Here is an 18448-nt window from a genome sequence, read left to right as displayed (position 1 = left end):
GGTTCTCGCTCGGACTCAGCGACCGAGCAGTCGCTTGACGCGGCGAACGTCGGCAGCGGCGACCTCGGTCGTGCCCTCGAGCCTGCGCGTGACGCGGCTGGACTTCTTCTCCATCAGGTGGCGCCGACCGGCCTGCTGGCGACGGATCTTGCCGCTGCCCGTGACCTTCACACGCTTCGACATCCCGCTGTGGGACTTGTTCTTCGGCATTCTTCCCTCTTTCAGACGGCAGCACACCGGCGAGCGGTGTGCTGCTGGGTTTCGGCGACACCGCGCGAAGCGGATGTCACCTGCGCCGACGCCGATGTCGGCGGTCAGGCCTCGTCGCCGCCTGCGTCCTTGGCCGCCTTCGACTTGGCCTTCGCGTTCTTGTGGGGAGCCAGCACCATGATCATGTTGCGGCCGTCCTGCTTCGGCGACGACTCGACGAAGCCCAGCTCGGACACATCGTCGGCGAGCCGCTGCAGTAGCCGGAAACCGAGCTCCGGCCTGGACTGCTCACGCCCGCGGAACATGATCGTCACCTTGACCTTGTTGCCCGCGGAGAGGAAGCGGGACACGTGGCCCTTCTTCGTCTCGTAGTCGTGCGGGTCGATCTTGGGACGCAGCTTCTGTTCCTTGATGACGGTGAGCTGCTGGTTGCGGCGCGACTCACGGGCCTTCTGCGCACTCTCGTACTTGAACTTGCCGAAGTCCATGAGTTTGGCCACTGGCGGGCGCGCCTGCGGAGCGACCTCGACCAGATCGAGATCGGCCTCCTGGGCAAGCCGGAGCGCGTCCTCGATCCGGACGATGCCGACCTGCTCACCGTTCGGTCCCACGAGTCGTACCTCGGGGACGCGGATGCGCTCGTTGATGCGCGTATCGGAGCTGATGGGGCCTCCTTGGTCCAAGTGTCGTTGTTCTCGTGTCCCGACCCTGGCGCCCACATGCCACGGGCCCCGGCACAGGTAGTGTCGTACCCGTGTGCGGGGCCCTCAATCCGATCCGCATCCAGTGCTCGCCGGACGCTTGCACGGCCACCCGACGGGACCACCGCCGGGATGCCGCGTGACCGGACCCGGCCGCCTCGGCGGCGACGCGGGTGGGAGCGGGGCTCCACTTGCGGCCCCCGATCGCTCGGAGGCTGGTCGCTCATGGAAGGGTACCAGAAGTGCAAGACGACACAGTCAACGCGGGCGAACTCGGAGAAAATTCCCCCGACGTGCGCGAACTGCGGGAGATTCCCAGTGTCGAGGTGATCAGCAGGGCGGCCGTGATGCTGTTGTCGGCCGCCGCCGAGCGGCTTGGCCTGGCCGACGCGGAGCCGGAATCCAGCCCGCATCGTGACCTCGACGAGGCAAGGAGGCTGATCACCGCGCTCGCGGGTCTGGTCACCTCCTCCGCCGAGTATCTCGGCCTGCACGCCGCGCCGCTGCGCGACGGGTTGCAGTCCCTGCAGCGGGCGTTCCGGGAGGCCTCCGCCGTGCCGGACCCGCCGGGGCAGGGCCCCGGGGAGAAGTACACCGGTCCGGTCCACTGACCTTCTCCCTCGCGAGTCCCCCGCTCTCGCCCGCGAGTCCCCCGCTCTCGCCCGCGAGTTCTGCGTTCCCGCCCGCGAGTTCGGCGTCGCCGAGGACCCTGGGGCTCCGTCCACCAGCTAGCGCTGATCCAGCACGGCCAGTGCGTCGATCTCCACCAGAAACGGATCGGGCAGCCCGACGTAGACCGTCGTGCGCGCCGGATAGGGCTCGCTGACCAGTTCGTTGTAGGTGGCGTTGAACTCGGCGAAGTGCGCGACGTCGGTGAGGTACACCCGCATCATCAGCACGTCGGCAAGGCTCGCGCCCGCGGCGGCCAGCACCGCTTCGAGGTTGGCGAACACCTGCCGCGTCTGCTCGGCCACCGCTGCGGACACCGGCTTGCCGGTAGCGGGGTCGAGCGCGACCTGGCCCGCCACCTGTAGCACGTTGCCCTTGCGGACAGCCTGCGAGTAGGCCGCCACCGGTGGCGGTGCCTTGCTCGTGCTGATCGCGGTCTTGGGCTGCTGTGCGGTCATGCTGATCTCCTTCGTCGTCCGTGCCTGCCGGTGCGTGACATCGCGGGTGTCGCCCGGTCATCCGCTATCGACGTGGGCACGCAGCCCACGCAGGCCACGTCGCATCATCATGGCGTGGTTGACCCGCAGCAGCGGGTGAGCCACGAGGGACAGCGACCGCAGCAGTCTTGTGCGCACCACCACCCGCTGGGTGATCTCCAGCCGGGTGCCGTCCTCGGCCAGGACCAGACCGGTCAGGATGCCCTCTAGGTCACCGGTGAGCGCGACCGCGACCCTGCCTGCGGGCCGGTTCTGCTCCACCCGCCTCATCCGCACCGTGATGGGCAGCGGCAGCGTCGAGCGGCAGACCAGCAGTGCCGTGTCGGTGTCGGCGCCGCCGCTGTCGTTCGCGCCGTTGTCGTTCGCGCCGCTGTCGTTCGCGCCGCTGTCGTCGTCGCAGGGCCGGACCGAGCGCACATCGGGCCACCACCGCGGATAGGAGGCCACGTCGACCACGGCGGCGAACACGGCATCGGGCGAAGCGTTGATCGTCCAGGTTGCCCGGAACAGGTAACTGGTCAGCGACACTGCGTCAGTATCCGCCGCGACGGCTGTGCCCGGCGAGGCGTTTCCGGTCAGCTTGCCGGTCAGCTTCGCAGAATGGGAGCCAGGAACCGCCCCGTGTAACTCTCCTCGACGGCGGCGACCTGCTCCGGCGTGCCCTCGGCGACAAGCGCGCCGCCGCCGGAGCCACCCTCGGGGCCCAAGTCCAGCAGCCAGTCGGAAGTCTTGATCACGTCGAGGTTGTGCTCGATGACGATCACGGTGTTGCCCTTGTCCACCAGTCCGTTGATCACGCCGAGCAGCTTGCGAATGTCTTCGAAGTGCAGGCCGGTGGTGGGTTCGTCGAGGATGTAGACGGTCTTTCCGGTCGAGCGCTTCTGCAGTTCACTGGCGAGCTTCACACGCTGCGCCTCCCCACCTGACAGGGTGGGCGCAGGCTGCCCGAGCCGCACATAGCCGAGCCCGACGTCCACCAGCGTCTGCAGGTGGCGGTGGATCGCCCTGATCGGTTCGAAGAACTCGGCGGCTTCCTCGATCGGCATGTCGAGCACGTCCGAAACCGTCTTGCCCTTGTAGTGCACCTCAAGGGTCTCCCGGTTGTAGCGCGCGCCCTTGCACACCTCGCACGGCACGTACACGTCGGGCAGGAAGTTCATCTCGATCTTGATCGTGCCGTCACCCGCGCACGCTTCGCAGCGCCCGCCCTTGACGTTGAACGAGAACCTCCCTGGCTGGTAGCCACGCACCTTCGCCTCGGTGGTTGCCGCGAACAGCTTGCGCACGTGGTCCCACACACCGGTGTAGGTGGCGGGGTTGGACCTGGGGGTACGGCCGATCGGTGACTGGTCGACCCGCACCAGCTTGTCGACATGGTTGAGCCCGCGAACGCGGGTGTGCCTGCCCGGCACCTGCCGCGCGTTGTTCAGTTTGTTGGCCAGCACCGTGCCAAGGATGTCGTTGACCAGCGTGGATTTGCCCGAACCGGAGACACCGGTGACCGAGACCAGGCAGCCCAACGGGAAGGACACGTCGATGCCGCGCAAGTTGTGTTCCCGTGCCCCGACGACCGTCAGTTGCCGCTTCGGATCGGCGGGCCTGCGCACCGGTGGGACCGGGATCTCCTTGCGCCGCGCGAGGTAGTCACCGGTCAGCGACCGCTTGTTGCTCAGCAGCTTTCGGAACGGGCCGCTGTGAACGATGGTTCCGCCGTGCTCGCCCGCGCCGGGACCGATGTCGACCACCCAGTCGCTGGCCCTGATGGTGTCCTCGTCGTGCTCCACCACGATCAGCGTGTTCCCGAGGTCGCGCAGCCTGGTGAGCGTCTCGATAAGCCGGTGGTTGTCGCGCTGATGCAGGCCGATGGACGGCTCGTCCAGCACGTAGAGCACGCCCACCAGGCCTGAGCCGATCTGGGTCGCGAGCCGGATTCGCTGTGCCTCACCGCCGGAGAGTGTGCCCGCGGCGCGGTCCAGCGACAGGTAGTCGAGTCCGACGTCCAGCAGGAACCGCAGCCGGGCCTGGATCTCCTTCAGCACCGCGCCCGCGATCATCGCCTCGCGCTTGCCCAGCACCAGCCCGTCAAGGAACCGCGACGCCTCCGCGATGGACAGTGCGCTGACCTCGGCGATCGAGCGGCTGCCCTGCGTGGAGTGCTCCAGGGTGACGGCCAGGATCTCCGGTTTGAGCCTGCTGCCCTGGCACGCCGGGCAGGGCACCTCGCGCATGTAGCCCTCATAGCGTTCCCGCGCGTAGTCGGACTCCGTCTGCTCGTGCCGCCGCTCCAGGAACGGGATGACACCCTCGAACGTGGCGTAGTAGGAACGCTGCCTGCCGTAGCGGTTGCGGTAGCGGACGTGCACCTGTTCGTCGACACCGTGCAGCACCGCCTTCTGCGCCTTCGCGGGCAACTTGCGCCACGGCACGTCCGTACGGAAGCCGATGGTCTCCGCGAGCGACTCCAGCAGCCGCTGGAAGTACTCCGCGCTCTGCCCGCCCGACCATGGCGCGATGGCGCCCTCGGCGAGTGACAGCTCGTCGTCGGGCACGACCAGCTCCGGGTCGACCTCCTTGCGCACCCCGATACCGGTGCACTCCGGGCATGCCCCGTAGGGCGAGTTGAACGAGAACGACCTCGGCTCCAGGTCCTCGATCGCCAGCGCGTGACCATTGGGGCAGGCGAGGTTCTCGGAGAAGCCGCGCACCCGGTGCGGGTCGTGCTCGGGCAGGTCCACGAACTCCAGTTCCACCAGACCGTCGGCGAGCCGAAGCGCGGTCTCGACCGAGTCCGTGAGCCGTTGCTTGGAGGTGGGTTTGACGGTGAGCCGGTCGACAACCACCCCGATGTCGTGCTTCTCCTGCTTCTTGAGCTTCGGCGGTTCGGTGAGGGAGTGGACGGCGCCGTCGACGCGGGCGCGGGCGTAACCCTGTTGCTGCAGATTGGCGAACAGATCGACGTACTCGCCCTTGCGGCCGCGCACGATCGGCGCCAGCACCTGGAATCGCGTGCCAGGCTCCATCGCCAGCACCTGGTCCACGATCTGCTGCGGGGTCTGCTTGCTGATCGGTTCGCCGCACTGCGGGCAGTGTGGCTTGCCCGCCCGCGCGTACAGCAGTCGCAGGTAGTCGTGTACCTCGGTGATCGTGCCGACGGTGGAGCGTGGGTTGCGGGAGGTGGACTTCTGGTCGATCGACACCGCGGGCGAAAGACCCTCGATGAAGTCCACGTCGGGTTTGTCCATCTGCCCGAGGAACTGGCGGGCGTAGGCGGACAGCGATTCCACGTAGCGGCGCTGCCCCTCCGCGAAGATCGTGTCGAACGCCAGGCTGGACTTGCCCGAGCCGGACAGCCCGGTGAACACGATCATGCTGTCCCGAGGCAGGTCGATGTCGACGCCGCGGAGGTTGTGCTCGCGGGCGCCACGGACTACAAGGCGATCAGCCACCCGGGGTCCCTTCAACTGGTCTGTGGACGGCCGGGAAGCCCGGCCGACACCATGCTAGGGCGAGCCACCGACAGAACCGGACGGCGGACGACCCACCGCCGTCGCGGCCCGCAGGGACGGCCTGGTCAGCGCCCGGTACGCGGGCCGCTCGACCAGCACGGTGAGCAGCCACGCCGCCATCACCGCGAAACCGACCACCAGTGTCAAGCGTAGCCACCACGCGGACACCCCGGCTTCGGTGAGCAGCCTCGCCACGACGTAGCCGAGTTGCTGGTGCACCAGGTACAGGCCGAAGCTGATGCCCGCCAGCCACGAGATCGGGCGCCGCAGCCGCGCGAGCGGGCCGACGGCCCAGTCCGGCCCCCGGGCAGCGAAGCACATGGCCACCAGCATGATCGCGAAACCGGCCACCGAGGCGGGCACCGGCGGGCTCGTCCAGACCGCGTGCAGCACCAACGTGGCCAGCAGCAGGCCGGCTAGGTGCCCGCTACCGAGCCTTCGCTCCTGCCACAACCAGATCGCCAGCCCTGCCGCGAACAGATGGGCTCGGGACAGGCCGGTCCCCGCGGGCAGGGTGCTGAAGAGCAGGCTCAGCGCTGGCGAAGCGGCGGAGACCAGCGTCACCGCCCACAGCACGGTGTGCGGGCGGAACCTGTGCCGCAATCCGGCGCGCCACAACAGGGCGGCGGCGGCGAACGCGGCCACCTGCACGGGCAGCGTCCAGTACGAGCCGTCGATGCGGTGATAGAAGTCCGGGTTCCATTCGTGCAGCAACAGCAGGTTGAGCAGCAGGTCGTTGAGGTCGGGCACGTGCCACGGTGGCAGCGCGCCCGGCACGGGCTGTTCCGGAACGATCGGGGGCGCGAACAGCAGGCCGTACAGCCCGTCGTGGTGGTACCAGCCGTTGAAGTCCACCACAACCAGGCGGGTGACGACGTAGGTGATCAGCACGGCCGTCAGGTACGCGGGCAACAGTCTCGCCAGCCGCGCACGGAACCAGCGACCCGCGTCGCCGCGCCGCAGCGTCGGTCCCACGAAGTAGCCGGAAAGCACCAGCAGCGTCACCGTCCCGAACGGGATTCGCAGTGCCCGCAGCTCGTCCGGATACGGCGCGATGCCGGGTACCAGCGACGCAAGCCCGGCTACGTGCCCGATGACGACGAACCCGATCGCGACAACGCGGATGAGGTCCCAGCTCAGCTTCCGAGACGATCGTGAGGACTGCGAAGACTGCGAGGACTGCGATGACGCAGCCGACGCTGCGCCGAGTCGGGCGCCAGTGGTCACACCTCTCCTCGGGTTGACGGTGCACGAACACTAATGGGCGACACGACCGGCGCTCGATGGGGGCTCGCGAAGCGACTACGGTGTGCCGCGTGAACGTCGTAGAGGAGTACACCGGCCATGTGGAGCCGGGAGGGGACGCCGCGCGGCGCACCCTCGGCGCACTGACCATCACGAAGCTGTCGGTCGGCCCGATGGACAACAACGCCTACCTGCTGGTTTGCCGGGACAGCAACGAGGCGTTGCTGATCGACGCCGCCAACGACCCCGAGCGCATCTCCGACCTCATCGGTCACGACGACGACCGCCCGTCGCTGCGAACGATCGTCACCACCCACCAGCACCCCGACCACTGGCAGGCGCTCGGCGCCGTGGCCGGTGCCTACGGTGCCAACACCGCCGCGCACCCCGCCGACGCCGAGCCACTGCCCGTGCCGCCCGATTTCCTGCTGGAGCACGGGGACACGGTGGCCGTCGGCGAGTGCACCCTCGAGGTGATCCACCTGCGCGGGCACACCCCTGGCTCCATCGCGTTGCTGTACCGCGACCCCGAGGGGCACCCGCACCTGTTCACCGGCGACTCACTGTTTCCCGGTGGGGTCGGCAAGACCAAATCGCAGCAGGACTTTCGCTCGCTCATCGACGACGTCGAACAGCGTGTCTTCGCTGTGCTGCCCGACGAGACATGGTTCTACCCCGGGCACGGCGACGACTCCACGCTCGGCGAGCAGCGTCCGAACTTGGCGCAGTGGCGCGAGCGCGGCTGGTGAGCTGACGGGCAGCCGCATGCTGCCGCCCCGCGGTGGTCGCGACGGCCACGGGCCGTCAGGAAGCCGGACTCGCCACGCGACGTGGTCGCTGCTGCCCTTCCGTGAACACGTCCGGCACCGGCTGCGGCCGCCGCGCCAGCGCCACAACGACGAAGGCCACGAGCGATGCCGCCGCGGCGAGGAACGTGACCCACCCGTCCAGTCCCGCACCGACGAGATCGTTCGGCACGTACCACAGCGTGTTCGGGGCCCCGTACATGGTGGGGGTGAGCACGAACAGCACCAGCCGTACGGTTGAGCCGACCGCGATCGCCGCGACCGCCGCTGCCGTGCAGCTACGCCGCCAGTAGTGGCCCAGCACGAACGGGACCGCCAACGCGGCGAGCATCACGTCGAACGCGAGCGTCAGCAGGATGCCGGTCTCGGGCACCCGCAGCGCGAACAACACCGCGACACCGACCACCGGCAACAACATGAAGCGTGTGGCGCGAAGCAACTGGTCGGAGCCGGAGGGCGTCTCACCGATCCGCACGCCGAACACGTTGCGCGCCGCGACGGCCGACGTTCCCAGGATCGCGCCGTTGGCCGTGGAGCAGGAAGCGGCCACGATGCCGGACAGCACCAGGATCGTCAGCGCGGGCGGCGCCGCCCGCTCCAGTACCGCGAACAGGACCGGCCCTTCCGCGCCCTCGGGCCCGAGGATCTCGCCGCTGGACAGCGCCACGAGCGAGAACGGCACACCGACCGCGAGGGTGCCCAGCGCGCCGACGAAGCACGCCCGCTGGGCGACCTTCGGCGAGCGCGCCGCGAAGATCCGCTGCATGAAGTCGATCGCGACGATGTCTCCGACACCGAGCGCGAACAGGGTCGCCCAGTTCATCGGCGCGCCCTGCTCGGTATCGCCGAGTTGACCGAGGTCGAACGGGCCCATGCCCTCGGGGATCGTGATCCCGTACCGCGCCGCCACCCACGCGAACAACGCCAGCGTCGCACACACCGTGATGATCATTTGGGCGAACGCCGTGTACGCGTCACTGAACATTCCGCCCGCCGCCGTGTACCCGACCACCACCAAGACGATGAGCAGCACCCCAACGGTGTAGCTGGTGCCGAGGAACTGCTCGAACAGGTAGCCGCCCGCCACCAGGTTGCCCGCGAGCAGGATGCAGAAGCTGAAAATCATCAGCACGGAAGCCACGATCTCGACCCCTCGGCCGTAGCGACGCCGGTAGAAGTCGGCGATCGTCAGCAACTTCATCCGGTTCATGCGTTTGGCGAAGAACAGCCCGGTCAGTACGAGGCAGCCTGCCAGTCCGATGGGCAGGCTCGCCCCGGCCCAGAAGCCGGCCGCCGCCGACAGATCGGTGTTGCCGAGTGTCGCGTTGGTGTCCACCGCCTGCCCCATGAGACCGGCAGCCGACAGCGGCAACGCCAAAGAGCGTCCCGCGACGAGGAAGTTGGTGGCGTCACCGTCCACTTTGCGCGCGACGGCCAACCCGATGACGACGATGGCGAGAACGCTGAGGCCGACCCCAATAATGATCACGACAGTCTCCGGTGTGAGCGGCCGTCAGGCCTTGAAGTGAGCGGCCGTCAGGCCTTGAAGGTGGGGAGGTGGCCCGCGCGCACAAGGCAGCCGAGGGTGTCGCAGATGACGCGGGTGGCGATGAGCGAGGTGATTTCGCCGTTGTCGTAAGGCGGCGAACACTCGACGACCTCGATGCCCGCGAGCGGGCGCCGCGCGATGAGCTGGATGAATTTGAGCACCTCGCGCGGCAGGAACCCACCAGGCTCCGGCCAGCCCGTACCCGGCACGAAGGCGGCATCGAGGCAGTCGACGTCGAACGAGAGCCACACCGCGTCTGCACCGTCCCACGCCACATCGAGCGCCCGTTGCGCGGCGGCCTCGATGCCCATCTCCACGCAGTCGGTGACCGTCATGACCGTGGTACCGCGCTCCCGGCCGACCTTGACGCCTGGCCGCGGTGCCTGCCAGCCTCCGATGCCGATCTGCACGAGGTTCTTCGGCGGCACGTTGGGGATGTCCGTGGCGTGGAACCACGGTGTGGTGTGCATCCGCTCGTCGAGGTCGGTCTCCTGAGTGTCGACGTGGCGGTCGAAGTGGATGATCCCGAGATTGCCGCCACCGAGCTGCTCAGCGACGGCACGAGTCGTCGGGTAGCCGATCGAATGGTCCCCGCCGAGCACCACGGGGAACGCACCCGAGGCGTAGACATGACCCACGGCCTTCGAGATCTGGTCGAAGGTCTTCTCGATGTTGCCGGGGATCGTGAACACGTCGCCGAGGTCCGCGATGCTGATCGACTCGCGCAGGTCCACACCCAGCTCGAAGCTGTACGGCCCGTACAGCGCGGAGATCTTGCGGATGCCTTGCGGGCCGAACCGGGTGCCGGAGCGGTAGGTCGTTCCGCCGTCGAACGGCGCGCCGAGCACGGCTACGTCGTACTCTCCGCAGCGTCGAACGTCCTCGACATAAGGCGCCTTGAGAAACGTGTTGATCCCGGCGAAGTGTGGCAACTCGCCGCGCGAGAACGTCGGGATGGTGCGGTCGGCTATCGAGTCGGCGCCGGGCAGGCCGAGTTCCAGCCCGCGGGCGATTTCCTCCTCGTGCTTGGCCGTCGGAAGGCTGGCCTCGGCCTCGACAGCCCGCCTGGCCTCAGGACCGTAGTTGTCGTGATACGAGTGGCGATGGAACTGTCCCATTGGCTGCTCCACGGTCGGCGCCCGGCCGCGAGGCAGCCGGGCGTGGCTGACCTCCCGGGCTTTTGTCCCGCCGTGGAACGGGCCTGGTGCGGCCCGCCTGCACCTCTCGGACCAGCCTCGCCGTGGCGACGGAACCCTAGGTGCGCCTCACCGGTGTGAGTCGCCGTGAAGTACACCCGCGAAGCTTGATGGCAAGATGACGATCATGTTGCGGTCAGGTCAGCGAACCGGACGAGCGGGGACCGCTGGTGTTACCTGCCGGCAACCGATCCGAAGGTGCGCGAGCGTGGCTGAACACGGCAGCGGCCGGCATCGGCGAATGGGGGCAGGGTGACCGAGGAATCGCTGCCGGGCGAGGTCCATGCCGTCCATGCCGAGGTCGCCGCCCACCACGACCTGCTGGCCAGGTGGCTGGGCAGCGAGTGCGAACCCGACCTGCTCGACGACTTCAGCGCCGCGCACACGAGCGACTTCGAGTTGGTCGGCGTCGACGGCACCGTGGTGTCGCCCGGTGAACTGTTCGACGGGCTTTCCCGCGCCCGGAACGCGCGTCCCGGGCTGCGCATCGAGGTTCACGATGTGCGGATCCTCGCCGACACCTCGGAGTTCGTGCTGGTGCGGTTCGCCGAGGACCATCGCGACGGCGAGAACCGATCAAGCCGCGTGGTGACCGCGCTGCTGTGGCGTGATTCCACCGCCCGCAACGGGCTTCGGTGGCGGCACGTGCACGAGACGGCCCGCGCCTGACCCGGCGCACTCGGTGGCCGGTCGCATCACGCGCCCCTCGCCGAGGCGCTGCTCGTAGCGCTGCCGCAGCAGCTCGGTGCGGTCCCGCGGCCATGGGCGGCGCACATCGCCGTGCAGCGCGGCGAACAGCAGCTCCAGGTAGGTCTGCCACGCCGCGAGCTGCGTCGCGCGTTGCTCGGCGAGAGCTGGGGGCACCGTCTGGGTCAGCACGAGTCGGGTCCCGAGAGGCTGCTGGTCCCGCAGTTCGAATCGGACGGTCCCAGCGTCGGTGCCCGCGTGGCGCCACACATATTCGACCGTCCGACCCTCCAGCAGTTCCGTTACGGCCGCGGGTTCCAGGTAGCCATGGGCGAAGCGCAGCGGTGCCTGCCCTCCCGCGACGGGAGTTCTCCCTCGGTCAGCGCCGCCCACACGTGCTCCCGCGGCTGGACCAGATCCCGCTCGAACCGCAGCATCCAGCCGCCTCCGTCCACAATGGCCACCCCTTCGCCGAGCCCGTAGCTCTCTACGTAGGCTTCGGCGCGGGCAAGGAACCAGTCACTGCCGGGCGGCTCGGCTGGCTCGCCTTCGAGTGTGGCCGCGAGCAGGCCGAGGCAGGCGTCCCAGCCGGGAGCCTGCCGGGCAGCGGAAGGCAGGTCGCCCTCGGTGCCCGTACCGCTGAGGGGGTGGCTGAACAGCAACAGGCAGCCGTCGCCGTCCGCAACGAGCTCGAAGCGCAACACCGAGCCTGCCCAGTCGAACGCGTAGACCTTCGGCGGATCGAACTCCAGGACGCGGCCGCGTGTGTACTCGCCTTCGGGTGCGCCCGCCTCGAAGGAGAACCGCAGCGTGGCGCCGATCCGCGGTGCCGTGGTGATGGCGGCGGGGAACCAGTGTGCCAGCTCGCCCGGCTCGGTGAGGACGCGCCACACCTTCTCCGGCCGGTGCGACAGGCGACGCTCGAAGCGCAGTACCGGCCTGCCGTCGATGACCTCGAGTGCGCCGAGCGGGTCGGCGCCGCCGGCCGACCCGGAACGCGGCGTCCACTCCTCACCCGCTCGGCGCGATTCGTCGTTCACGGCGCGTCCTTCCCGTCAGGCATGCCCGGCATCGTGTCCAGGTGGCGTTCGAGGGCGTCGAGCCGGTCGGCCCAGAACCTGCGGTACGGAGCAAGCCACGACTCGATCTCCAGCAGCGGCTCCGGCCGCAACCGGTACCACCGGCGCTGGGCGTCCTGGCGTACGTCGACGAGCCCTGCCTCGCGCAGCACGCGCAGGTGTTGGGACACGGCGGGCTGGGTGAGGCTGAGCCGGCCGGCAAGATCGCCGACCAACCGTTCGCCGCCTCGCAGTAGATCCAGGATCTCCCTGCGTCGGTGTTCCCCCAGCACCTCGAACGTATTTGCCACCGCAGTAATACAACCCCTGCGGCATATAACTGCCAGTGGGCCGCACCGCTGACACGTGTACGCAGAACTCGCGGGCGGGAACGGGGGACTCGCGGGCGGGAACGGGGGACTCGCGGGCGGGTCAGTCGATGAGGCCGGCTTGCGCGAGCAGGTTCAGCACGCGGCGGCCCGCGGCCGGGCAGCGGTGCGCGTCGGCGGCCGACAACCACGCGAACTCGGCGATCTCCCCGCCCGGCGAAAGCTCCCCACGAAACCGCGCGGTGTAGGCGGTCATGTGCACCTGGCGACCGTCCGCGTAGCCGTCGGCGGGCTCGTCGAGGACCGCGAACAGCGAGAAGCTGAGCGGATCGAGTTCGACGCCGAGTTCCTCGCGGATCTCACGGCACAGCCCCGCGACGTCGCTCTCGCCCTGCTCGCGCTTGCCACCCGGCAGGTAGAACTTGTCCTTGCCCCTGGTACGTACGCCGAGCAGTGCGCGGTCGCGAACCAGTACCCACGCCAGGCTGTCGATAACGGCGCTCACCCGGCACACGGTAGCCGCACGGCGAGAGGATGATGGGGCCGTGTACCGCGAGACGGACCCGCCACCGGCACTGCGCGAGACCGTGCGCTGCGTGTGGTGGAACCACACCGGGGGTGGCGAGCGCATCGTCCCGGACGGGTGCGTCGACCTGGTGGTGGCAGGCGAGTCGGCGTTCGTGGCGGGACCGGACACCGGCGCCTGGCAGGCGGGTTTGCCGCCGGGCACACCCGTGCACGGCGTGCGGTTCCGGCCAGGGCATGCCCCCAGAGCTCTCGGCGTGGCCGCCGACGAGTTGACCGACCGCAGGGTGGCGTTGGGCGACCTGTGGGGACGCGCGGGCAGGGCGGTCACCGACCTGCTGTCACACCACCCACACAGCCTCACGGCGCTGGTCACCGAGCGGGTCGTCGGCACGGAGCGCGACCCGATGCTCGACGTCGTGCTCTCCCGGCTGGACGCCGGGGTGCCACGGGTGCGGGACGCGGTGGCGGGACTGCCGCTGGGGCAACGGCAGTTCCGCAGACGGTTCACCGAGGCGGTGGGCTTCGGCCCGGCCACCTACCTGCGGGTGGCGCGGCTGCGTCGTGCCATGGCCGCGGCCTCGGCCGCCGCCGACCTGGCCTCGCTGGCCGTCGAAGCCGGATACAGCGACCAGGCACACCTGTCACGTGAGTGCCGGACACTCACCGCCAGCACGGCGAGTGCGTTCTTCACGACAATCGGATCTGGACACACCCGTCCGGCACGGGCACACTGAGTCGGACGGTTACAGCTTGTGTTGTATTCTGTGCGTTGTGTGTCGATTCTGGTGATTTTCCGCACCGTTTCCCCAGCGAAGCGCACGAAGGCGCACATACAGGCTAATCTATGCGCATGACCACCGTCGCGCTGGAGAACGTGCTCGCCAAGGCCGGGCTGAAGGTCAACCCCTCGGAATTCTTGGCACTGGTCGAGGACGCGGCACGGCGGCTCAGCCCTCCCAACCCGGATCCGGCGCACTACTTCTCCCCCGACCAGCGGGGCACGCTCGCCGATGTCGGGCTGGATCTCTCCGCGCGCCGGGAGGGTGAGCGCGACTACCGGGCGCGGACCGTGGCCGAGCACGCCGTGCTCGCCGACTCCGCGCTCACCGTGCAGGACGCGGCGGCAAGGCTTGGCGTCGACGACAGTCGCATCCGCCACCGGCTCAAGGAACGCAGACTGACCGGGTGGAAGGACCAGGGCGGCTGGCGGCTGCCCGCCTGGCAGTTCACCGGCAGCGGCGTGCTGCCGGGACTCGACGTCGTGTTGCGCGCGGTGCCCGACGACCAGCCGGCCCTGGTGGTCGCCGCGTTCATGAGCACGCCGCAGACGGAGTTGGTGATCAACGGCAAGCAGGCGACCCCGCGCCAGTGGCTGCTCGCGGGTGGCGACCCCGAACCCGTGGCACGGCTGGCCGCCACGCTCGGTACACCGGTCTGAAACGGCGGCGGTACGAGCAAGGAACAGGTCGATCGCTGTCCATGGCAAGGTTGCCCCTGCCGCCGTCGCGCACCGTACTGCTGAACGAGTTGCGCCGCACCGAGGACGTCGTCGCGGTGCACCCTGCTACCCGGCTGGTCCGGATCTTCACCGCGCACGGCAACCACCCGCAACGCTGGGACAGCTTCCGCTACACCGGCCCGCTGCCGCACGGCCGCTTCGACCCGCAACACCCCCGCCGTGGTGAACCGATGACCGACCGCGGCAACGGGGTGCTCTACTTCGGGCTCTCCGTCCGTACGAGCGTCGCCGAGGTGTTCCAGACCACCTCGACACTTGACCGTAAGACCAGGGGGCCACATCTGGTGGTGGTCCGCCCGGCGAGGACACTTCGACTGCTCGACCTCTCCGGGCTGTGGCCGACCCGCGTCGGCGCCTCGCAGGAGATCTCCAGCGGGCCCAAGCGGATCACCCAGGCGTGGGCCCGCGCCATCCGCGCCGCCTACGACGACCTCGACGGGCTGTGGTACCGCTCCTCGATGGACTCCGGTGCCCCCGCCATCTGCCTGTGGGACCCGCCCGCAAGGGCCGCGCTGCCCGCCGCGCCCGACGTGCTGCTGCAACTGGACCACCCCGGGCTGGACGTCCCGCTCAGCCGAGTGTGCGACGAGCTCAACTACCTCATGCTGAACTGATCAGGTCACTGATCACGTCACCGCGTGCGGAAGGTGCCGTCGCCACCACTCGAGCACGGCCTCGAATCGCCACTTGCGGTGCCTCGGCCTGCCCGACCGGGTCAGCTCGTGCCCCTCGCCGGGGAACAGCAACAGCTCGGCGTCCGTGCCGTTGCGCCGCAGCGCGACGAACATCCGCTGCGCCTGCTCCAGCGGGCAGCGCCAGTCACGCTCGGAATGCACGACGGCGAACGGGATCGTGATGCGCTCGGCATGGGTCAGCGGGCTCGCCTTCCTGAGCAGCTCCGGGTCGCTGCCGACATAGTTCTCCGCGAACCACCACCCGATGTCCGAGCTGCCGACGAAGGAGTCCCACGCGTTGACGGCCCGCTCGCTCCACGCGGCGCGGAACCGCTCACCGTGCCAGGCCGCCAGCCAGCCCGTCATGAAGCCACCGTAGGAACCGCCCTGCACACCGACCCGCTCGGCGTCCAGTTCCGGCCTGCGCAGCGCCTCGTCGAGCAGCGCGAGCAGGTCGTGGGCGTCCACGGTGCCGAGCGCGCCGACCACCGCTCGCCCGTGCCGCTCGCCGTACCCGGCCGAGCCGCGCGGGTTGCCGAGCACCACCGCGTAGCCTGCCGAGGCGTACACCTGTGCCTCGTCGAAGAAGCTCCACTCGTACTGCGCGAACGGGCCCCCGTGAATCAGCAGCAGCACCGGGTGCGGGCCCTCGCCCTTGGGCGCGACGAGCCAACCGTGCACCGGGTAGCCGTCGGGTGCCGTGGCGGTCAGTTCCGTGATCGGGCGTATTCCCGCCTGCCGAAGCGGCGCGGAGAAGTCGGTCAGGGTGCGCTCCTCGCCGCCGGCCAGCAGCACCACCTCGCCCGCGTCCCGCTGACCGCAGCGGACCACGGCGACGCGCTCGCCGTCCACCACGAAAGCCCGCACCGCGGCCCGCTCCCCCGCCAATACGGGCAGCGTGAAAAGCTCCATACGCTCGCCGGAGCGTGGCACCGAGCGCAACTCGGCCGCCCCCCGGTTGCGGACCACCACGAGCACGCCGTCGCCGTAGGGTGCGGGCGGGCCCGCCTCGCCGACGCAGTCGACGGTCTCGGGGTCGGTGAGCCTGCGTGGCGACGCGGGCGCACCCCCGAAGCCCTCGTCGCTGAGCGTGGCCGCCCACAGGCCGGTGTTGCGTGCCGCCGCGGAGAAGCCCTCGTACTCGTCGGCGTAGAACAGCACCGTGCCGTCGGCCGCCACGGCGGGTTTACCCGCCCTACCACTGGTGCGCACCACCAGTGCGGGCGCGCCGCCGGCGGCAGGCACGGCGTAGATGTCGCTGTGCAGCGTCTCGGCGCGGTCCCAGTCGCGGGGAGCCACCACCAACACGTGCGTGCCGTCCGGGGTCCATGCCGGGTCGCTGACGCTCGCCCGGTCGTCGGTGAGCGGGGTCGGCTGCTGCGGCTCTGCCCCGTCCTGGACTTCCAGCACGGCAAGCGCGTCGAGCACGAACAGCCGTGCGGGCCGGTCACGCAGGAAACCGACGTCGTCGACCCGGTAGTCGAACCGGGTGATCAGCCGGGGCCGCTCGGCATCGGGCTCCGGTCCGGTTTCTTCCACCTCGCCGTCGGCGGGTGTGCCGTAGCGACCCGGTTCGGGCACGCGTGCGGTGAACGCGATGCGGCGCGAGTCCGGCGCCCACACCGGTGGGTTCACACCGAGCGGCAACGCGGTCAGCCGCCTCGGCTCTCCGCCGTCCGAGGGCATCACGTACAACTGTGGCCGCTCGCGCCCCTGTGCCCGGGTGAAGGCCACCCAGCGCCCGTCGGGAGAGATGGCGGGCGAGGCGTCCCGCTCGCCGTGGGTCCACCCCGTGCCGGTGCCGCCCACGCCGTCGAGGTCGATCCGGCGCAGCGCACCGGTGTAGCTGTCGGTCTCCAGACTCGGCCTGCTCACCGCGGTCAGCAGGAGGTCACCATGCAACGCGGGCCTGCCCGGCACGGCGAGCAGTTCAAGATCAGCGGGTCGCATCCGGCGATCCTACCCGAATTCCTTAGCGAACCTAAAGGTTTTACCTGTCGCGGGAGGTGCTCGACGCGTCCTCCGGGGCGGGTGGGCGCAGGTCCAGCTTGCTCACCGCCCCCGGGTCACGGCGGGACTTCAGGATGCTCGCCACGGTGGTGATGACGAGCACCGAGATGATCACGCCGAGCGAGGTCCAGTTGTTGATCTCCAACCAGGCCGGCGTCACGTGGTACTCGTGCAGCGCGTGCAGCACGAGCTTCACGCCGATGAACGCGAGGATGAACGCCAACCCGTAGGACAGGTACACCAGCTTGGTCACCAGCCCGCCGAGCAGGAAGTAGAGCTGCCGCAGCCCCATCAGCGCGAAGGCGTTGGCCGTGAACACCAGGTAGGCGTCCTGCGTGATACCGAAGATCGCCGGGATGGAGTCCACCGCGAACAGCAGGTCCGCGCTCCCGATGGCGACGATCACCACGAACATCGGCGTCAGGTACCGCCTGCCGTCCCGCTTGACGATCGACTTGTGCCCCACGTACTCGTCGGTGACGGGGAAGACCTTGCGCACCCAGCGGGTCACCAGGTTCTCGTGGTACTCCTCGTGGCCGCTGTCGCCGCGCACCATGCTGATCGCCGTCCACACCAGGAAGGCGCCGAAGATGAAGAAGATCCACACGAACTTGGCTATGAGCGCGGCACCGATCGCGATGAACGCGCCCCGCATCACCAGCGCCAGCAGGATGCCGATGAGCAGCACCCTGTGCTGGTGGATCGCGGGCACCCGGAACGACGACATGATCACCATGAAGATGAACAGGTTGTCGACCGACAGCGAGTACTCGGTGAGGTAACCGGTGAAGAACTCGACCCCTGGGTCGTGACCCCCGAGCAGCCACACGCCTGCGCCGAACACGATCGCACACGAGATGTAGAAGATCACCCAGCGCGCGGCCTCACCGGTGGTGACCTGGTGGGGTTTGCGATCGACGATCACGAGATCGATCGCCAGCAGCGCGAGCAGGCCCCCGATGGTGGCAAGCCACAGCCAGAACGGCACGGTCATATGACGACAACCTCCGGTTAGCGGAAATGCGGGCCACTACCCGGAGGTCTCTTCCACCGGCCGTGCCGGCCGACGGCGCCGGGTGCCCCAGGGACAGCCGTGCTGACGACGCCGCCGCGAAGGAATACTCCCCTCCACAACGTGTCCAATCATCGCGGGTCCGGAATGGGAAAGCCAGCCGCTGCGGCCCACACCAGGCGACTTCCGCCGTAACCTGTGTCACAGGGCCGCTGGAGCCCGCCTGGGGCGAGGATGCCCACAGCGGGTTCT

The 18448-nt window shown here is 69.2% G+C and carries 19 protein-coding genes and 1 riboswitch; of the genes, 6 read left to right on the top strand and 13 right to left on the bottom strand.

Annotation, left to right across the window (positions count from 1 at the left end; all coding sequences use genetic code 11):
* Window positions 1-15: 15 nt before the first annotated feature.
* Window positions 16-210, bottom strand: a complete 195-nt coding sequence (gene rpmI / locus FHU38_RS09250) for a 50S ribosomal protein L35 (RefSeq protein WP_167168979.1) — start codon at window positions 208-210, stop codon at window positions 16-18.
* A 104-nt stretch (window positions 211-314) separates the two neighbouring features.
* Window positions 315-893 (bottom strand): translation initiation factor IF-3, encoded by a 579-nt coding sequence (gene infC / locus FHU38_RS09245; RefSeq protein WP_040925738.1) that lies wholly within the window; start codon window positions 891-893, stop codon window positions 315-317.
* A gap of 260 nt (window positions 894-1153) precedes the next feature.
* Here infC and FHU38_RS09240 point away from each other — a divergent pair, with 260 nt between their 5' ends.
* The gene (locus FHU38_RS09240) at window positions 1154-1522 is read left to right on the top strand and encodes a DUF1844 domain-containing protein (protein WP_167168977.1); all 369 of its coding nucleotides are present in this window, start codon (window positions 1154-1156) and stop codon (window positions 1520-1522) included.
* 117 nt (window positions 1523-1639) lie between these two features.
* Here FHU38_RS09240 and FHU38_RS09235 read toward each other — a convergent pair whose 3' ends face one another.
* The 4 genes from FHU38_RS09235 to FHU38_RS09220 are packed head-to-tail and all read right to left on the bottom strand — an operon-like array spanning window position 1640 to window position 6810.
* Window positions 1640-2038: a RidA family protein gene (locus tag FHU38_RS09235; protein WP_167168974.1), complete on the bottom strand. Its 399-nt coding sequence runs from the start codon at window positions 2036-2038 to the stop codon at window positions 1640-1642.
* Between the two features lie 57 nt (window positions 2039-2095).
* Window positions 2096-2605 (bottom strand): SRPBCC family protein, encoded by a 510-nt coding sequence (locus FHU38_RS09230; RefSeq protein WP_167168971.1) that lies wholly within the window; start codon window positions 2603-2605, stop codon window positions 2096-2098.
* 59 nt (window positions 2606-2664) lie between these two features.
* A complete protein-coding gene (gene uvrA, locus FHU38_RS09225; protein ID WP_167168968.1) occupies window positions 2665-5523 on the bottom strand; it encodes an excinuclease ABC subunit UvrA in 2859 nt (952 codons plus the stop codon).
* Between the two features lie 54 nt (window positions 5524-5577).
* Window positions 5578-6810 carry an acyltransferase family protein gene (locus FHU38_RS09220; RefSeq protein ID WP_167168965.1) on the bottom strand — a complete coding sequence of 411 codons (1233 nt, stop codon included), beginning with the start codon at window positions 6808-6810 and terminating at the stop codon, window positions 5578-5580.
* Between the two features lie 89 nt (window positions 6811-6899).
* On the opposite strand from FHU38_RS09220, the gene FHU38_RS09215 reads away from it, so the two are divergent.
* Window positions 6900-7577: an MBL fold metallo-hydrolase gene (locus FHU38_RS09215; RefSeq protein ID WP_167168962.1), complete on the top strand. Its 678-nt coding sequence runs from the start codon at window positions 6900-6902 to the stop codon at window positions 7575-7577.
* A 55-nt stretch (window positions 7578-7632) separates the two neighbouring features.
* Here the strand turns inward: FHU38_RS09215 and FHU38_RS09210 are convergent, their stop codons facing one another.
* Together FHU38_RS09210 and FHU38_RS09205 are read right to left on the bottom strand one after the other, a co-directional pair.
* Window positions 7633-9123 (bottom strand): sodium:solute symporter family protein, encoded by a 1491-nt coding sequence (locus tag FHU38_RS09210; protein ID WP_167168959.1) that lies wholly within the window; start codon window positions 9121-9123, stop codon window positions 7633-7635.
* Window positions 9124-9170: 47 nt separating this feature from the next.
* Window positions 9171-10301: an agmatinase family protein gene (locus tag FHU38_RS09205; RefSeq protein WP_167168956.1), complete on the bottom strand. Its 1131-nt coding sequence runs from the start codon at window positions 10299-10301 to the stop codon at window positions 9171-9173.
* Between the two features lie 49 nt (window positions 10302-10350).
* Window positions 10351-10452, bottom strand: a riboswitch (guanidine-I (ykkC/yxkD leader).
* 179 nt (window positions 10453-10631) lie between these two features.
* Between FHU38_RS09205 and FHU38_RS09200 the strand changes: the two genes are divergently transcribed.
* Window positions 10632-11048: a hypothetical protein gene (locus FHU38_RS09200; protein ID WP_313886715.1), complete on the top strand. Its 417-nt coding sequence runs from the start codon at window positions 10632-10634 to the stop codon at window positions 11046-11048.
* A gap of 320 nt (window positions 11049-11368) precedes the next feature.
* On the opposite strand, the gene FHU38_RS27270 is transcribed toward FHU38_RS09200, so the two are convergent.
* From FHU38_RS27270 to FHU38_RS09185, 3 genes are all read right to left on the bottom strand, one after another.
* The gene (locus tag FHU38_RS27270; protein ID WP_313886714.1) at window positions 11369-12106 is read right to left on the bottom strand and encodes an SRPBCC family protein; all 738 of its coding nucleotides are present in this window, start codon (window positions 12104-12106) and stop codon (window positions 11369-11371) included.
* The gene (locus tag FHU38_RS09190; protein WP_167168953.1) at window positions 12103-12435 is read right to left on the bottom strand and encodes an ArsR/SmtB family transcription factor; all 333 of its coding nucleotides are present in this window, start codon (window positions 12433-12435) and stop codon (window positions 12103-12105) included. The genes FHU38_RS27270 and FHU38_RS09190 overlap by 4 nt, the downstream gene beginning before the upstream one ends.
* Window positions 12436-12556: 121 nt before the next feature.
* On the bottom strand, window positions 12557-12958 hold the full coding sequence (locus FHU38_RS09185) for an NUDIX hydrolase (protein WP_167168950.1): 402 nt from the start codon (window positions 12956-12958) through the stop codon (window positions 12557-12559).
* Window positions 12959-12998: 40 nt separating this feature from the next.
* On the opposite strand from FHU38_RS09185, the gene FHU38_RS09180 reads away from it, so the two are divergent.
* The 3 genes from FHU38_RS09180 to FHU38_RS09170 all read left to right on the top strand — a co-directional run bounded on the left by FHU38_RS09180 (window position 12999) and on the right by FHU38_RS09170 (window position 15114).
* Window positions 12999-13715: a DUF6597 domain-containing transcriptional factor gene (locus FHU38_RS09180; RefSeq protein WP_167168947.1), complete on the top strand. Its 717-nt coding sequence runs from the start codon at window positions 12999-13001 to the stop codon at window positions 13713-13715.
* Between the two features lie 116 nt (window positions 13716-13831).
* Entirely contained in the window at window positions 13832-14419 is a 588-nt protein-coding gene (locus FHU38_RS09175) for a DNA-binding protein (protein ID WP_167168945.1), read from the top strand.
* Between the two features lie 41 nt (window positions 14420-14460).
* On the top strand, window positions 14461-15114 hold the full coding sequence (locus tag FHU38_RS09170) for an RES family NAD+ phosphorylase (protein WP_167168942.1): 654 nt from the start codon (window positions 14461-14463) through the stop codon (window positions 15112-15114).
* 12 nt (window positions 15115-15126) lie between these two features.
* Here the strand turns inward: FHU38_RS09170 and FHU38_RS09165 are convergent, their stop codons facing one another.
* Window positions 15127-17124, bottom strand: coding sequence for a S9 family peptidase (locus tag FHU38_RS09165; protein ID WP_167168939.1), 1998 nt, complete (start codon window positions 17122-17124; stop codon window positions 15127-15129).
* Window positions 17125-17164: 40 nt separating this feature from the next.
* On the bottom strand, window positions 17165-18178 hold the full coding sequence (locus FHU38_RS09160; RefSeq protein WP_167168937.1) for a TerC family protein: 1014 nt from the start codon (window positions 18176-18178) through the stop codon (window positions 17165-17167).
* Window positions 18179-18448 lie beyond the last annotated feature (270 nt).

It is taken from the genome of Saccharomonospora amisosensis (assembly GCF_011761185.1).
Taxonomy (GTDB): Bacteria; Actinomycetota; Actinomycetes; order Mycobacteriales; family Pseudonocardiaceae; genus Saccharomonospora_A; species Saccharomonospora_A amisosensis.
The sequence above is the reverse complement of the archived record's forward strand: the minus strand, read 5'-3'. Positions and strand labels throughout refer to the sequence as shown.

What these genes read in the sequence shown, in the direction of transcription:
- rpmI (WP_167168979.1), bottom strand. Translation starts at nt 210, where the DNA reads ATGCCGAAGAACAAGTCCCACAGCGGGATGTCGAAGCGTGTGAAGGTC.
- FHU38_RS09235 (WP_167168974.1), bottom strand. Translation starts at nt 2,038, where the DNA reads ATGACCGCACAGCAGCCCAAGACCGCGATCAGCACGAGCAAGGCACCG.
- FHU38_RS09205 (WP_167168956.1), bottom strand. Translation starts at nt 10,301, where the DNA reads ATGGGACAGTTCCATCGCCACTCGTATCACGACAACTACGGTCCTGAG.
- FHU38_RS09175 (WP_167168945.1), top strand. Translation starts at nt 13,832, where the DNA reads ATGACCACCGTCGCGCTGGAGAACGTGCTCGCCAAGGCCGGGCTGAAG.
- FHU38_RS09170 (WP_167168942.1), top strand. Translation starts at nt 14,461, where the DNA reads ATGGCAAGGTTGCCCCTGCCGCCGTCGCGCACCGTACTGCTGAACGAG.
- FHU38_RS09165 (WP_167168939.1), bottom strand. Translation starts at nt 17,124, where the DNA reads ATGCGACCCGCTGATCTTGAACTGCTCGCCGTGCCGGGCAGGCCCGCG.
- FHU38_RS09160 (WP_167168937.1), bottom strand. Translation starts at nt 18,178, where the DNA reads ATGACCGTGCCGTTCTGGCTGTGGCTTGCCACCATCGGGGGCCTGCTC.